The following is a 14,531-nucleotide window of genomic DNA, read 5'->3' on the forward strand; positions in this document are numbered from 1 at the left end:
CGAAGCGACCCGTGTGCACGGAGGATTTTCCCGTGTTTCGGGCGATCGGCGCGCCATCGCGACGATGCCGCGCGCGGTTTGCGCGAAAGCCGCGCCACGCGGGCGCGGCCCGGCCTTACTCCGCTGCCGGATGCACGCGGCTGTAGCGGTTCAGGATCGGGATCATCTGCGCGTAGATCTTCGGGTTCGCGGCGACGATCTCGTGGCGATGCAGGAAATCGGCGTCGCCCGTGTAGTTGCCGACGAGGCCGCCGGCCTCGGTGATCAGCAGGCTGCCCGCCGCCATGTCCCACACGTTGATGCCTTGCTCGAAGAATGCGTCGAGGCGACCGGCCGCGACGTTCGCGAGATCGAGCGCCGCCGCGCCCGGGCGGCGCAGGCCCGTGCAGGCCTGCGTCATTTCGGTGAAGAGGCGCGCGTACGCGTCGAGGCCGTCCTTCTCGCGGAACGGGAAGCCGGTGCCGACCAGCGCGTCCGACAGGCGGTCGCGGCGGCCGACGCGGATGCGGCGGTCGTTCAGGTACGCGCCGCGGCCGCGGGTGGCCGTGAACAGGTCGTTCTTGTTCGGATCGTAGACGACGGCCTGCGTGACGACGCCCTTGTGCTCGAGCGCGATCGACACGCAGTAGTACGGGAAGCCGTGGATGAAGTTGGTCGTGCCGTCGAGCGGATCGATGATCCACTTGAATTCGGATTCGTTCTCGGATTCGCCCGATTCCTCCGCGAGGATCGCGTGGTCGGGGTAGGCGGTCTTCAGCGTCTCGATGATCGCGTCTTCGGCGGCCTTGTCCACTTCGGTGACGAAGTCGTTCTGCTGCTTCTTGCGAATCTCGATCAGGTCGAGATCGAGGGACGCGCGATTGATGATCTGTCCGGCGCGGCGCGCAGCCTTGACAGCAATGTTGAGCATGGGATGCATGAGCCTGGATCCTGTAGCCGGCGGCACGGGCCGCCACGAAGTGGGACAACCGCCCGGAACGGCGCAAGCGTGCCGGGGCGAGTGAGACGCGAATTGACAAAGAGCGGGGTACGACCCGCGCTGCGCCGAGCGCAACGCGTAAAGGCATGATTTTACCCGATTTTTGGTGGTTTCAGGCGATCGAAATGCGGGGAAACCCCCACTGGCCGTCCGGACGAGTGGGTTTGCGGGAGCGATGGCGATACCATACGGCCATTCTTGATGAACCGAGCCGTATCGCAGTGGAAACCCCGCAGAACACCGCCGCGCCGTCCGAGACGGGCGCGGTTTCGTCCCCGCCGCCGTCCGGCGGCTTCACGTCCACCCGCTTCGTGCTCGTCGAGCCGAGCCATCCCGGCAACGTCGGGGCCGCCGCCCGCGCGCTGAAAACGATGGGCTTCTCGCGTCTCGTGCTGGTCGCGCCGCGCGTGCCGCACGTGCAGAGCGACCCGGAGGCGATCGCGATGGCGAGCGGCGCGGACGACGTCCTCGCGTGCGCGCATGTCGTGCCGACGCTCGGCGAAGCGCTGTCCGGCGTTCACTGGTCGATCGCGCTGACCGCGCGCACGCGCGAATACGGGCCGCCGCGCCTCGCGCCGCGCGCGGCCGCCACGCAGGCGAGCGCGCAGGTCGGCACGGGGGACATCGCGCTCGTGTTCGGCAACGAGCGCACCGGGCTCGCGAACGAGCATGTCGAGCAATGCAGCGCGCTCGCGCACATTCCGGCCAACCCGGCCTACAGTTCGCTGAATCTCGCGCAGGCCGTGCAGGTGCTCGCATACGAATTGCGCGTCGCGTTTCTCGATCAGGCGAGCGAGCCGTCGGCGCAGCCGCAGGCCGAGGCCGGCACGCTCGCGCAGAGCGACGAGATCGAGCGGATGTACGTGCACCTCGAGAACGCATTGATCGCGCTCGACTTCCTCGATCCGCGCAATCCGAAGAAGCTGATGCCGCGGCTGCGGCGCCTGTTCGCGCGCACCGGCCTCGAGCGTGAGGAGGTCAACATCCTGCGCGGCGTCGCGAAGCACATCCTGTTGAAGTCGGGCAAGCCGGGCGGCGACGCGTAAGCAGCCGGCGCTCTGGGCGCGGGAGTTCGGCGGATGCGGCGAATGCGGCGGGTGGCCGGGCGGGCCATGCGTCGACCAACCGGCAGCGTCGAGCCTCCGTTTCTCACGACCACCCGTTCCCGGAAACCTCGCCACGGCAAGCGTCCCGGCCGAATACCCGCGCCGGCGGCGGGGTGAACGCGCGGCCGCGTGCGGCCGCGCACGACTGGCCCTACAATCGCCGGACGTCATAAGCAAATGACCCGGCGCGATAACGGCCGGCATTGCCGGCGATGCGCGCCGGCCCTTTCCCAGACCACATCATGTTCACGAGACTGCGCGAAGACGTTGCCACGATTCGCGAGCGGGATCCCGCCGCTCGCAGTGCGTGGGAAGTGCTGACCTGTTATCCGGGGCTGCATGCGCTCGTGCTGCACCGTTTCGCGCACGCATGCTGGCGCGCGAAACGCTACTGGCTCGCACGGTTCGTATCGCAGGCCGGCCGGTTCCTGACCGGGATCGAGATTCACCCCGGTGCGACGATCGGCCGGCGCGTGTTCATCGATCACGGCATGGGCGTCGTGATCGGCGAGACGGCGATCATCGGCGACGACTGCACGATCTATCAGGGCGTGACGCTGGGCGGCACGTCGCTCACGCGCGGCGCGAAGCGCCATCCGACGCTCGAGGCCGGCGTGATCGTCGGCGCCGGCGCGAAGGTGCTCGGCGGCTTCACGGTCGGTGCGGGCGCGAAGATCGGCTCGAACGCGGTGGTCGTCAAGCCGGTGCCGGCCGGCGGCACGGCGGTCGGCAATCCGGCGCGCATCGTGATGCCGGCGCAGCCGAAGCCGCAACCCGAGCGCGCGGCATTCTGCGCGTACGGGATCACGCCGAATGCCGACGATCCGATGTCGCTCGCGATTCACGGGCTGATCGATCACGCGGCGAAGGAAAGCCGCCGCGTCGACGAGATCGTCGCGGCGCTCGAGCGGCTCGGCACGCATCTGGAAACGCTGCAGGGCGCCGACGCGGCGCGCCTCGACCTGCGCAGGCTGTCCGCGGTGCTGGAAGGCAAGACGGTCGAGCGCCAGCTGTAACGAACGCGATGGGGCCGACGGCGTCCGGTCGGCGCGGCGTCAGTCGAGCGGCATCGCGTGGATGCCTTCCGCGTCGACGCGCAGGTAGCCGCCGCGCGGCGTGCCGTGATCGAGATCCCAGTCGGGCAGCACCCAGCGGATCCCGCCCGGTTCCGCGTGGCGCGCGGGCCGGTGCGTGTGGCCGTGAATGATCACGCTCGCGCGGCTTTTCCGGAACAGCGCGGCCACGCCTTCGCGCGTGACGTCGTAGATGCCCGAGGCGGGGCGCATGCGGCCCGCTTCGCTGTTCGAGCGCATGCGCTGCGCGAGCGCGCGGCGCCAGCGGAACGGCCACGCGAGAAACAGCCATTGCGCGACGCGGTTGCGCGCGAAGCGACGGAACATCTGGTAGCCGCGGTCGGCCGTGCATAGCGCGTCGCCGTGCGCGAGCACGATGCGCTGGCCGAACGCCACGATCAGCGAAGGGTCGGGCAGCAGCATCGCGCCGGCAGCCTTCATGAAGCGGCGCCCCAGCAGGAAATCGCGGTTGCCGTGCATCACGTAGAGCGCGATGCCGCGCTCCGAGAACGTGTGCATCAGCGCAGCCATGCGTGCGGCGAACGGATCGTCGTCGAGGATATCGTCGCCGATCCAGTATTCGAACAGGTCGCCGAGAATGAACACCGAATCGGCGCTGTCGGCGGTGTATTTCACGAAATGCTCGAACGCAGCGACCGTCTTCGGAATCGCCTCGCTCAGGTGCAGATCGGAGAGAAACAGGAACGGGCGTGCGGCTTGCGCGTACTCGCGCTCGCCCGGCACGCCCGCGGAGACGCTTCGCGGCGGACTCTCCTGCAACATCGAAGTGCCTCCGTAACGGCTGGTGCGTCAGACCACCACGGCCTTTTCGATCACGACGTCGTCGGTCGGCACGTCCTGGTGGAAACCGGCGTTGCCCGTCTTGACGCCCTTGATCTTGTCGACCACGTCCTGGCCTTCGACGACCTTGCCGAACACCGCGTAGCCCCAGCCCTGCGGCGTCGGCGACGAGTGATTCAGGAAGTCGTTGTCGTTCACGTTGATGAAGAACTGGGCGGTCGCCGAGTGCGGATCGTTCGTGCGCGCCATCGCGATCGTGTAGTTGTCGTTCTTCAGGCCGTTGTTCGCTTCGTTGTCGATCGGCGCATCGGTCGGCTTCTGCTTCAGGCCCGGCTCGAAGCCGCCGCCCTGGATCATGAAGCCGTTGATCACGCGGTGGAACACGGTGCCGTCGTAATGGCCCTTCTTCACGTAGTTCAGGAAGTTCTCGACCGTCTTCGGTGCCTTCGCGGCGTCGAGTTCGAGCTTGATCACGCCGTGGTTCGTATGCAGTTCAACCATGATGAATTCCTTCGGTGAGGCGGTTTAAATGGCACGCGGCCGGTCGTGCGACGCGGCCGCGTGAGGCGCCGGACGTGCCGGCAGGTGCTTACTTCGAGACGATGCTCGCCGATTCGATCACGACCGGTTGCGCCGGTACGTCCTGCATCGGGCCGCGCGAGGTCGTCGCCACGCCTTCGATCTTCTTCACGACATCGAGGCCCGACACGACCTTGCCGAACACCGCATAGCCGTTGCCGTCCGGGTTCGGGTAGTCGAGGCCGCTGTTGTCGACCGTATTGATGAAGAACTGCGCGGTGGCCGAATTCGGGTCGCTCGTGCGCGCCATCGCGATCGTGCCCGTCAGGTTCTTCAGACCATTGCGGCTCTCCAGCGGGATCGGCGCGCGGGTCGGCTTTTCCTCGAAGTTGGTCTTGTAGCCGCCGCCCTGGATCATGAAGCCCTTGATCACGCGATGGAAGATCGTGCCGTTGTACTGGCCGGCCTTCACGTAATCGAGGAAGTTGGCGACGGATTTCGGCGCCTTCTCCGGATAGAGCTCGACGCGGATGTCGCCCTGCGAGGTCTTCAGCTGCACGACGGGGTGCGCGGTGGCCGTTTGCGCGAACGCGGGCGCGGTCGCGAGAAGGGCGGCGCCGCCAAGCGCCAGCAACAGACGTTTCATTGCGATCCTCAGGTTGGGAGGGAAAGGAAGGCCGCGCCGCTTATTGCGACGGCGCGACGTACGGCGCCGCCAGTGCGCCCGACGGACCGCTGAACTGGAACGTCGGCGACATCGGCAGCGTGGTGGTGCTCACGTTCGCGGCGGCGCGGTCGGTGTAGTCGCGCGTGGTGGGCGTCGTCGCGCGGGCGTTCGGCGCGGCTTTCGACGGCGACACGATCTTCTGGAGATCGGCGAGGCGCTGCGCGGTCGCACCGCTCGTGCGGCCGAGCGATTGCGCGCGCTTGTACGATTCGGCCGCGAGCCGCAGGTAGAGATCGCCGAGGTTCTCGTACGCGAGCGAGTAGCCCGGGTTCGATTGCGTCGCGGTGACGAGCGCGGTGCGGGCCTCGTCGTAGCGGCCGTGCTTCGCGTAGAGCGCCGCCAGGTTGTTGTACGGCTCGGGCAGTTCGGGGTACGCCTGCGTGATCGCGACGAACTGCTGGATCGCGTCGTCGTCGCGGTTCAGGCGGGCCAGCACGGTGCCGCGCTTGAACTGCGCCTGCACGTCGTGCGGGTTCGACGCGATGCGCGCGTCGAGCTGCGCGAGCGCCTGCTTCCACTGCTTGCCGGCGATCGACGCGTCGATTTCGGGCGTGCCGTCGGCGACCGCCGGGGCCTTCTGCGCATGCGCCGCGGGCGCCGCGAAAAGCGTCAGCGCGACGCCCATGACGGTGGTCGCAACGAGGGTCGCAGCGCTCGGCGCGCGGCCGCGATGAGGTTTCATAGGCGTAAATCGGAATGTTATACTCCGAGCCATTCTAACAAAACGTCTGCGCGTTCCGGCGAGCGGCAGACAGTCTTTCTTAGCCTCTCGTGGCCGTCACCGCTGTGCTTGCAGCCTGACCGCCCCATGTGATATCGAGGACGCGCGGCCTGGCGCCGCAGCAGATGGTCCGTCCGTTTCACATGCTGGGCGAGCTTCGCCAGGGCGGTTTCCTTCGGCTCACGGTTCATCTCTATGGAATCACTGCGCATCTACAACACGCTCGCGCGTGACAAGCAAGTTTTCGTGCCGCGCCAGCCCGGCGAAGTGCGGATGTACGTATGCGGGATCACCGTCTACGACTATTGTCACGTGGGCCACGCGCGCATGCTGGTCGTGTTCGACCTCGTCCAGCGCTGGCTGCGTGCGATCGGCTATCGGGTCACGTACGTGCGCAACATCACCGACATCGACGACAAGATCATCCGTCGCGCGGTCGAGAACGGCGAGACGATCAAGTCGCTGACCGACCGCTTCATCGGCGCGATGCACGAGGACGAAAGCGCGCTCGGCATCCAGCGGCCCGACATCGAGCCGCGCGCGACGCAGTTCATCCCGCAGATGCTCGGCATGATCGAGACGCTCGAGACGAACGGCTACGCGTACCAGGCGAGCGACGGCGACGTCAATTACTCGGTGCGCAAGTTCACGAACTACGGGAAGCTGTCGGGCAAGTCGCTCGACGATCTGCGCGCGGGCGAGCGCGTCGCCGCGAACGACGCGAAGGAAGATCCGCTCGATTTCGTGCTGTGGAAGCGTGCGAAACCGGAAGATCCGGAAGGCGCGTCGTGGGCGTCGAAGTACGGGATGGGCCGCCCGGGCTGGCACATCGAGTGCTCGGCGATGGGCTGCTCGCTGCTCGGCAATCATTTCGACATCCACGGCGGCGGGCAGGATCTGCAATTCCCGCACCACGAGAACGAGATCGCGCAGAGCGAAGGCGCGACCGGCGAGACGTTCGTCAACTACTGGATGCACAACGGCTTCGTGCAGGTCGACAACGAGAAGATGTCGAAATCGCTCGGCAACTTCTTCACGATCCGCGAAGTGCTCGAGCGTTACGACCCGGAAGTCGTGCGCTTCTTCATCGTGCGCACGCACTACCGTTCGCCGCTCAATTACAGCGACGTGCATCTGGACGATGCGCGCGCGTCCCTCACGCGTCTGTACACCGCGCTGAAGGATGTCGAGCCCGACACGCTCGCGCTCGACTGGAACGAGCCGCACGCGCAGCGTTTCGCGGCCGCGATGAACGACGATTTCAACACGCCGGTCGCGGTGGCGACGCTGTTCGAGCTGGCGGGTGAAGTCAACCGCACGCGCGACCCGTCGCTCGCACGGCAACTGAAACAGCTGGCGGGCCTGCTCGGCCTGCTGGGCCGCGAACCGCGCGCGTTCCTGCAGCAGGCGTCCGGCGCCGCGCAGGCGGGCGGGCTCGCGGCCGACGAGATCGAAGCGAAGATCGCCGCGCGCGTCGCGGCGAAACAAGCGAAGGACTATGCCGAAGCGGACCGGATCCGGGCGGAATTGCTCGAAGCCGGCATCGCACTTGAAGACAAACCGGGCGGATCGACCGAATGGCGTCGCGTATGAGCGCGGTGCGTTCCACTGACCGATCCGTCAGGTAGGAGGCAAGATGGCAACGGCCAGAAAAGCGCCGGTCAGGCGCGCGACCCCGGTCGCCGCGCGTCCGGCAGCCAAGCGCGTACCGGCGGCGAAGGCGGACGCGACACGCGCGGTGCCGAACGGCGCGCTCAACGGTCATGCGCAGCCGGCGGCCGCGCTGCCGGCCGCCGACGCGGTGCGCAAGACGCGTGCGTCCGAAGCGGACGGCGAGGAGGTCGTCGTGCGTCCTGCCTATTGGGACAAGGCGTGCGCGGACCTCGTCAAGCGCGACCGGATCCTGAAGAAACTGATTCCGAAATTCGGCCCCGCGCACCTCGTGAAGCGCGGCGACCCGTTCGTCACGCTCGCGCGCTCGGTCGTCGGCCAGCAGATTTCGGTGCCGTCCGCCCAGTCGCTGTGGGCGCGCATCGAGGACGCCTGCCCGAAACTCGCGCCGCAACCGGTGATCCGGCTCGGCGCGGACAAGCTGATCGCGTGCGGGTTGTCGAAGCGCAAGACGGAATACATCCTCGATCTCGCGCAACATTTCGTGTCGGGGGCGCTGCACGTCGACAAATGGATGTCGATGGACGACGAGGACGTGATCGCGGAGCTCACGCAGATCCGCGGCATCAGCCGCTGGACGGCCGAGATGTTCCTGATCTTCAACCTGTCGCGGCCGGATGTGCTGCCGCTCGACGACCCGGGCCTGATCCGGGCGATCAGCGTCAATTACTTCAGCGGGGAACCCGTCACGCGCAGCGAGGCGCGCGAGGTTGCGGCCAACTGGGAGCCGTGGCGCACAGTTGCGACCTGGTACATGTGGCGCAGCCTCGATGCGCCCGACGCCGACGCCTGAGTGCTGGCTATCGGGTTTTAAACATCAATAGTTGAGAGCCGGTTTTGAGCGTCGCCCGCGCGGGTAGAATACGCGCTGCCGCAAGACCCAAGGATTCGAACACATGAAGACCACGTTTCTGGATTTCGAACAGCCGATCGCCGAACTCGAGGCCAAGATCGAAGAGCTGCGATTCGTGCAGGACGACTCGGCTGTCGATATTTCGGAAGAAATCGAGCGGCTGTCGAAGAAAAGCCAGCAACTGACGAAGGACCTCTACGCGAACCTGTCGCCGTGGCAGGTTTCGCAGATCGCGCGGCACCCGCAGCGCCCGTACACGCTCGATTACGTCGCGGAACTGTTTACCGATTTCCACGAGCTGCATGGCGACCGCGCGTTCGCGGACGACCTGTCGATCGTCGGTGGCCTCGCGCGCTTCGGCGGCCATCCGTGCATGGTGATCGGCCACCAGAAGGGCCGCGACACGAAGGAGCGCGCCGCGCGCAACTTCGGGATGCCGCGTCCGGAAGGCTATCGCAAGGCCGAACGCCTGATGCGTCTGGCCGAGAAGTTCGGGCTGCCGATCTTCACGTTCGTCGACACGCCGGGCGCGTACCCGGGCATCGGCGCGGAAGAGCGCGGCCAGTCGGAGGCGATCGGCCGCAACCTGTACGTGATGGCCGAGCTGAAGACGCCGATCATCACGACGGTGATCGGCGAGGGCGGCTCGGGCGGCGCGCTCGCGATCGCGGTGGCCGACACCGTGATGATGTTGCAGTTCTCCACCTACTCGGTGATCTCGCCGGAAGGCTGCGCGTCGATCCTGTGGAAGAGCGCCGCGAAGGCACCGGAAGCCGCGGAAGCGCTGGGCCTGACCGCGCATCGCCTGAAGGCGCTCGGCCTGATCGACAAGATCATCAACGAGCCGCTCGGCGGCGCGCATCGCGATCCGAAGGGCATGGCCGCGCTGCTGCGCCGTGCGCTGGCCGATTCGCTGCGCCAGTTCCAGGGCATGAGCATCGACGCGCTGCGCGAGCGCCGCTTCGAGCGCCTGATGGCCTACGGTAAATTCAAGGAAACCACGCCGGGCGCATGACCGGCTGCGTATTCAATGCGCGTGCTGCTGCGCACGCGTCCCGCCCGTGATCCCGCCCACCGAATTCTCCGCCGACCGCGCCGTACTCGACGCGGTCGGCGTTGCGCTTTCCGGCCTGCCGCCGGCGGCACGTATCGCGATCGCCTATAGCGGCGGCCTCGATTCGACGGTGCTGCTCGACGCGGCCGTGCGTGTCGCGGGCGCATCGCGCTGCGTCGCGCTGCACGTGCATCACGGCCTCAGCGCGAACGCCGACGCGTGGGTCGCGCATGCCGAAGGGCAAGCGGCGCGGCTCGGTGTCGCATTCGAATCGATGCGCGTCGACGTGCCGCGCGACAGCGGGCTCGGTATCGAGGCAACGGCGCGCGAGCGTCGCTACGCGGCGCTCGACGAGATGGGGGAACGCCACGGCGTGGCGGCGTTGTGGCTCGCGCAACATGCGGACGACCAGGCCGAGACCGTGCTGCTGCAACTGTTGCGCGGTGCGGGAATCGCGGGGCTCGCCGCGATGGCGCCGCGCTATCGCCCCGACGGCACGCGCATCGAGCGTGTGCGTCCATTGCTGCGACTGTTGCGCGCGCAACTCGAGCGCTATGCGGAGCAGCACGCACTCGCGTGGATCGACGACGAATCGAACGGCGACACGCGCTATGCGCGCAATGCGCTGCGCCTGGACGTGCTGCCGGCGCTGGCGGTGCATTTCCCGGGCTTTCGCGACGCGCTCGGTCGCGCGGCGCAGCATGCGGCGGCCGCTCAGCGGCTGCTCGACGATCTGGCCGAGCTGGATTTCGCCGTCGCCGCGCGCGATGACGGGCAGGCGCTGTCGCGCGACGCGCTCGTCGGATTCGACGATACGCGCGGCGCGAACCTGCTGCGCTTCTGGATGCGCCGGCTCGGTTTGCCGGGCGCGTCGGCGGCCCGGCTCGCCAACATGATGCGGCAGTTGCGCGCCGCGCACGACGCGCACGCGCTGCGCGTCGATCACGCGGGGCAGTGCCTGCGGCTCTATCGCGATGTCGTGTACTGGGAAGCGGGCGACAGCAGCGAGCCGGCCGACGACGGCACGGGCACGCCGCAACCGGAGGCGGCACTCGCGTGGGACGGGCAGGAAGTGTGGCACCTGCCGGCGTGGCGCGGCACGTTCGTATTCGCGCCGGCCGACGCGTGCAGCGCCGATGCGGTGCCGGAGGGGCTGCTGCGCGGTGCGCGGCTGGCGGCGCGCGCCCGGGCCGGCGGCGAACGGATGCGCACATCGCCGGGCGGGCCCGGCCGGACGCTGAAGAACCTGTTCCAGGAGCGCGGCGTGCCGGCCTGGCAGCGCGACGTGCCGCTGCTGTTCGCGGGCGACCGGCTGATCTACGTGCCGCGGCTGGGCGTCAATCGCGATGGCGTGCCCGACGACGCGGCGCCCGGCGCCGCCGCATGGCGCCGGATCGAATGGCGTCCCGACTTGCTGATCGCATAGCGGCGGCAGGCTGCCGGCGGCGCGATGGCGCGCCCATTTTCACCATTTGGTAAACAGCGCCGGAACGGCCGGCGACACGGCGCGCGGCTTGTCAAGCGGGCTTCTATCGGGTACGCTCGGTCGTTTGCTCGGCTCGATTTTCGAGCGTTTTGTGCAGGTTTTCCGCGTGACGTACCCGGTTTGCGCGGCCTGATCGGCCTTCCGGGCAAAATCCGCCACGCTTGCGTGTTGCGTCCCAGCCGTCCCCCTCGTCGTCCGTCCACAGCCACAAGCCGCGTGACCGAACGGCTACGCGGCCTGCCCAGCGCGCCCGTGCGGTTTCTCTTCCAGTTCAGAACGACAATGGCACTCATCGTACACAAATACGGCGGCACTTCGATGGGCTCGGTCGAGCGCATCAAGAACGTCGCGAAACGCGTCGCAAAATGGCATCAGGCCGGGCACCAGATGGTGGTCGTGCCTTCGGCGATGTCCGGCGAAACCAACCGTCTGCTCGGTCTTGCGAAAGAGATTTCGAGCCAGCCGAGCCCGCGTGAGCTCGACATGATCGCGTCGACCGGCGAGCAGGTCAGCGTCGGCCTGCTGTCGATCGCGCTGCAGGAAATCGGCGTCGAGGCCGTGAGCTATGCCGGCTGGCAAGTGCCGATCAAGACGGACAGCGCGTTTACGAAAGCACGCATTCACTCGATCGACGACGAGCGCGTGAAGGACGATCTGAACGCAGGCAAGGTCGTGATCATCACGGGCTTCCAGGGCGTCGATCCGGACGGTCACATCACGACGCTGGGCCGCGGCGGCTCGGATACCTCGGCGGTGGCGGTGGCGGCTGCGCTGGGTGCCGAGGAGTGCCTGATCTATACCGACGTCGACGGCGTCTACACGACCGATCCGCGTGTCGTCGAAGAGGCGCGCCGCCTCGACCGCGTGACGTTCGAGGAGATGCTGGAAATGGCGAGCCTCGGCTCGAAGGTCCTGCAGATCCGCTCGGTCGAATTCGCCGGCAAATACCAGGTGAAGACGCGTGTGCTGTCGAGCCTGACCGATCCGCTGATTGCGCTCGACGAAGAAATGCGCTCGGGCACCCTGATTACTTTTGAAGAAGACGAGACCATGGAAAAGGCAGTCATTTCCGGCATCGCGTTCCAGCGCGACGAAGCACGCATTGCGGTGATGGGCGTGCCCGACAAGCCGGGTATCGCATATCAGATCCTCGGCCCGGTGGCCGATGCGAACGTCGACGTCGACATGATCATCCAGAACCAGAGCGTCGAAGGCAAAACCGACTTCACGTTCACGGTCGGCCGCGGCGACTACCAGAAGGCGATGGACATCCTCACCAACCAGGTGCAGGGCCATGTGAGCGCCGAGCGCGTGCAGGGCGACCCGAAGGTGTCGAAGGTGTCGGTCGTCGGCGTCGGCATGCGTTCGCACGTGGGCGTCGCGAGCAAGATGTTCCGCACGCTGTCGGAAGAGGGCATCAACATCCAGATGATCTCGACGTCCGAAATCAAGATTTCGGTGCTGATCGACGAGAAATACATGGAGCTGGCCGTCCGCGCGCTGCACAAGGCATTCGAACTCGACCAGGCATGATGAAATTTTCGTGATGTGTTGAAGAAAATGCATCACGGAAATTGACGCGCGGTTCGAAACCCTATATTATCTCGTTCTCGTCGCACTGCCTCCCTGGTGCGAGCGAAAGTTTGGGAGACGTGGCCGAGAGGTCGAAGGCACTCCCCTGCTAAGGGAGCATCTGGGCCAAAACCTGGATCGAGGGTTCGAATCCCTCCGTCTCCGCCAAAAGCGGTGACAAAGCCCCGCAAGTTCTCGGACTTGCGGGGCTTTTTCTATTCCGGCGCCGCCGTGCGGTGTCTGTCGTGCGTCAGCGCCGATGCCGCCGAGCTTATCCGCGAGCGCGCGCGGCCGGAATGGCCAATCGGGCAATGAGCGCTCGACTGGAGCGGCGGTTATGCGCTACATATCGCATATCGTCCGGCGCGACTCGAGGAGATGCTCTTGGCAAATCCGCATTCCGTTCTGACCGTTCTGTCTCATCGACCCGTCGACGGATTGATCGACAACCACGCACGTTACGCGCACCTGCACGGCTACCGGCATGTGACGGCCGACGGCATGCACGTGTATGGCGAGCGCCAGCAGGTGCTGTACAAGTACCACGCGATCGTCGCGCAGCTCGTGGCGATGGAGCAGGATGCGTTGCTGCTCGTGCTCGATCCGTTCTCCGTCGTGTTCGATCCGCATGCGCTGCCGGATGTCGCGCACGGTTACGATGCGATCGTCACGACGCAGACGTCGAAGTCGGCATTGCCCGCCGCGAGCGGCATGATCTTCCGCAACGTGCCCGACGTGCGCGAGCGGCTGCGCCGGCTGGCGCTCGAACTGGGCAAGTGGGCGATGCATCTTCCGGAGCGGCGGCACGCGTGCGAGGCGACGCTGCTCGCGGAGCACTTTCCTCCATTGCCGTTCGACGCACCGCTGGCGAACGGTCATTTCGCATCGGCCCAGACGGTCTGGAGCGATGGCGTGTCGATCGATTCGATCGCCGGCGCGCGGCCGCTCGTGGCGCACCAGGCGCCCGAATGGCGAGACGTGAACGGCGTGTGGGCGCCGGCGCCCGATTACGACTTCCGTTACGTGACGGCGCTCGTCGACGATGCCGAACGGTACCAGCGCGGCGACTGCCCGCGCGCGATGGATGACTGGCGCGCCGCGCAGCAGCGGCCGCGCGAAGCCGAGCGGCATGTGAATCCGCACGCGCGGATTGCATTCGTGAGCCTGCATACGTCGCATATCGCGGGCTACGGCGATCTGCACGAGGAGAATTTTGTCCGCTACTGCACGCGACATGACTATGCGTACCACGCGTATCGCGCCGCCCCCCCATTCCTGCCGGACGGCATCGACGCGAACTGGGCGAAGCTGCATCTGATTCGCGAACATCTGCCGCATCACGCGTTCGTGTTCTGGGTCGATGCGGACATTCTCGCGATCGACCAGCGTCAGCGCATCGACGACACGATCGCGGGGCGCGACTTCGTGATCGGCACGGATCACACGGCCTGGGCGATCAACTCGTGCATGATCGGCGTACGCAACGTGGCGCAGATGCGCGACCTGGTCGATCGCATCTGCGCGCGTATCGAGCGGTTCGACGATCGTTCGTCGATCTATGCGAGTGGCGGAGATCAACAGGCGATCTATGTGGAGTTGCTCGAGTCCGGCATGATCGATGCACGCCATATCGTCGATGCGACGACGCTCGCGTCGTCGCCGGTCTATGCGACGCGCGATAGCCGCTTCGTCCATTTCCCCGCGCAGCACAATCACTATCGCGCGGTGACGATGCGCGTATGGGATCGCTTGAGTCGTCAGCGTTAAGGGCTGTCATCGGACGAGGCGGGCGAGATCGGCCCTCCGGTCGATATCCGCTACACGAGATCGAATGAAATAAAAACGAAAGTATTCGTGTAAGGCAGCGAGCGCCACCCGCGCGCGACACGGTGCAACGTCGAGCATCCGGTTCGGACCCTTCGAAATGACCGGTTGACGTCAAAAATGCGGCGTTGCGTCGATTTTGCCC

13 protein-coding genes and 1 tRNA gene are annotated in these 14,531 nt (G+C 66.6%); 9 read left to right on the plus strand and 5 right to left on the minus strand.

Annotation, left to right across the window (positions count from 1 at the left end):
* Window positions 1–115: 115 nt before the first annotated feature.
* Window positions 116–919 (minus strand): inositol monophosphatase family protein, encoded by an 804-nt coding sequence (locus tag HWX62_RS28115; RefSeq protein WP_059608913.1) that lies wholly within the window; start codon window positions 917–919, stop codon window positions 116–118.
* Window positions 920–1,200: 281 nt separating this feature from the next.
* Between HWX62_RS28115 and HWX62_RS28120 the strand changes: the two genes are divergently transcribed.
* The gene (locus tag HWX62_RS28120) at window positions 1,201–2,025 is read left to right on the plus strand and encodes an RNA methyltransferase (protein ID WP_175932240.1); all 825 of its coding nucleotides are present in this window, start codon (window positions 1,201–1,203) and stop codon (window positions 2,023–2,025) included.
* 302 nt (window positions 2,026–2,327) lie between these two features.
* The gene (gene cysE / locus HWX62_RS28125) at window positions 2,328–3,101 is read left to right on the plus strand and encodes a serine O-acetyltransferase (RefSeq protein ID WP_244136109.1); all 774 of its coding nucleotides are present in this window, start codon (window positions 2,328–2,330) and stop codon (window positions 3,099–3,101) included.
* 39 nt (window positions 3,102–3,140) lie between these two features.
* Here the strand turns inward: cysE and HWX62_RS28130 are convergent, their stop codons facing one another.
* From HWX62_RS28130 to HWX62_RS28145, 4 genes are all read right to left on the minus strand, one after another.
* Window positions 3,141–3,941, minus strand: coding sequence for a UDP-2,3-diacylglucosamine diphosphatase (locus tag HWX62_RS28130; protein ID WP_175932238.1), 801 nt, complete (start codon window positions 3,939–3,941; stop codon window positions 3,141–3,143).
* Between the two features lie 27 nt (window positions 3,942–3,968).
* Window positions 3,969–4,460, minus strand: a complete 492-nt coding sequence (locus HWX62_RS28135) for a peptidylprolyl isomerase (RefSeq protein WP_006483987.1) — start codon at window positions 4,458–4,460, stop codon at window positions 3,969–3,971.
* 88 nt (window positions 4,461–4,548) lie between these two features.
* A complete protein-coding gene (locus HWX62_RS28140; protein ID WP_006484003.1) occupies window positions 4,549–5,124 on the minus strand; it encodes a peptidylprolyl isomerase in 576 nt (191 codons plus the stop codon).
* A gap of 40 nt (window positions 5,125–5,164) precedes the next feature.
* Complete coding sequence (locus HWX62_RS28145; RefSeq protein WP_175932237.1) at window positions 5,165–5,887, minus strand: tetratricopeptide repeat protein; 723 nt, start codon at window positions 5,885–5,887, stop codon at window positions 5,165–5,167.
* 234 nt (window positions 5,888–6,121) lie between these two features.
* On the opposite strand from HWX62_RS28145, the gene cysS reads away from it, so the two are divergent.
* The 7 genes from cysS (at window position 6,122) to HWX62_RS28180 (ending at window position 14,329) form a co-directional block, all read left to right on the plus strand.
* Window positions 6,122–7,519 (plus strand): cysteine--tRNA ligase, encoded by a 1,398-nt coding sequence (gene cysS, locus HWX62_RS28150; protein WP_175932236.1) that lies wholly within the window; start codon window positions 6,122–6,124, stop codon window positions 7,517–7,519.
* A 43-nt stretch (window positions 7,520–7,562) separates the two neighbouring features.
* Window positions 7,563–8,390 carry a DNA-3-methyladenine glycosylase gene (locus HWX62_RS28155; RefSeq protein WP_175932235.1) on the plus strand — a complete coding sequence of 276 codons (828 nt, stop codon included), beginning with the start codon at window positions 7,563–7,565 and terminating at the stop codon, window positions 8,388–8,390.
* Window positions 8,391–8,493: 103 nt separating this feature from the next.
* Window positions 8,494–9,465: an acetyl-CoA carboxylase carboxyltransferase subunit alpha gene (locus HWX62_RS28160; RefSeq protein ID WP_006478433.1), complete on the plus strand. Its 972-nt coding sequence runs from the start codon at window positions 8,494–8,496 to the stop codon at window positions 9,463–9,465.
* Between the two features lie 46 nt (window positions 9,466–9,511).
* Entirely contained in the window at window positions 9,512–10,930 is a 1,419-nt protein-coding gene (tilS, locus tag HWX62_RS28165; protein ID WP_175932234.1) for a tRNA lysidine(34) synthetase TilS, read from the plus strand.
* Window positions 10,931–11,272: 342 nt separating this feature from the next.
* Window positions 11,273–12,523 carry an aspartate kinase gene (locus HWX62_RS28170; RefSeq protein WP_175932233.1) on the plus strand — a complete coding sequence of 417 codons (1,251 nt, stop codon included), beginning with the start codon at window positions 11,273–11,275 and terminating at the stop codon, window positions 12,521–12,523.
* Window positions 12,524–12,636: 113 nt separating this feature from the next.
* Window positions 12,637–12,730: transfer RNA gene (locus HWX62_RS28175), tRNA-Ser, on the plus strand.
* 210 nt (window positions 12,731–12,940) lie between these two features.
* Complete coding sequence (locus HWX62_RS28180; RefSeq protein ID WP_175932232.1) at window positions 12,941–14,329, plus strand: hypothetical protein; 1,389 nt, start codon at window positions 12,941–12,943, stop codon at window positions 14,327–14,329.
* Window positions 14,330–14,531 lie beyond the last annotated feature (202 nt).

The sequence above is a fragment of the Burkholderia sp. BCC0506 genome (assembly GCF_902833145.1).
Classification (GTDB): domain Bacteria; phylum Pseudomonadota; class Gammaproteobacteria; order Burkholderiales; family Burkholderiaceae; genus Burkholderia.

Excerpts from the sequence above, each read along its gene's own strand:
- HWX62_RS28145 (WP_175932237.1), bottom strand. The coding sequence starts at position 5,887 with ATGAAACCTCATCGCGGCCGCGCGCCGAGCGCTGCGACCCTCGTTGCG.
- HWX62_RS28140 (WP_006484003.1), bottom strand. The coding sequence starts at position 5,124 with ATGAAACGTCTGTTGCTGGCGCTTGGCGGCGCCGCCCTTCTCGCGACC.
- cysS (WP_175932236.1), top strand. The coding sequence starts at position 6,122 with ATGGAATCACTGCGCATCTACAACACGCTCGCGCGTGACAAGCAAGTT.
- HWX62_RS28160 (WP_006478433.1), top strand. The coding sequence starts at position 8,494 with ATGAAGACCACGTTTCTGGATTTCGAACAGCCGATCGCCGAACTCGAG.
- HWX62_RS28180 (WP_175932232.1), top strand. The coding sequence starts at position 12,941 with ATGCTCTTGGCAAATCCGCATTCCGTTCTGACCGTTCTGTCTCATCGA.
- HWX62_RS28130 (WP_175932238.1), bottom strand. The coding sequence starts at position 3,941 with ATGTTGCAGGAGAGTCCGCCGCGAAGCGTCTCCGCGGGCGTGCCGGGC.
- HWX62_RS28155 (WP_175932235.1), top strand. The coding sequence starts at position 7,563 with ATGGCAACGGCCAGAAAAGCGCCGGTCAGGCGCGCGACCCCGGTCGCC.
- HWX62_RS28135 (WP_006483987.1), bottom strand. The coding sequence starts at position 4,460 with ATGGTTGAACTGCATACGAACCACGGCGTGATCAAGCTCGAACTCGAC.
- HWX62_RS28170 (WP_175932233.1), top strand. The coding sequence starts at position 11,273 with ATGGCACTCATCGTACACAAATACGGCGGCACTTCGATGGGCTCGGTC.
- HWX62_RS28115 (WP_059608913.1), bottom strand. The coding sequence starts at position 919 with ATGCATCCCATGCTCAACATTGCTGTCAAGGCTGCGCGCCGCGCCGGA.
- cysE (WP_244136109.1), top strand. The coding sequence starts at position 2,328 with ATGTTCACGAGACTGCGCGAAGACGTTGCCACGATTCGCGAGCGGGAT.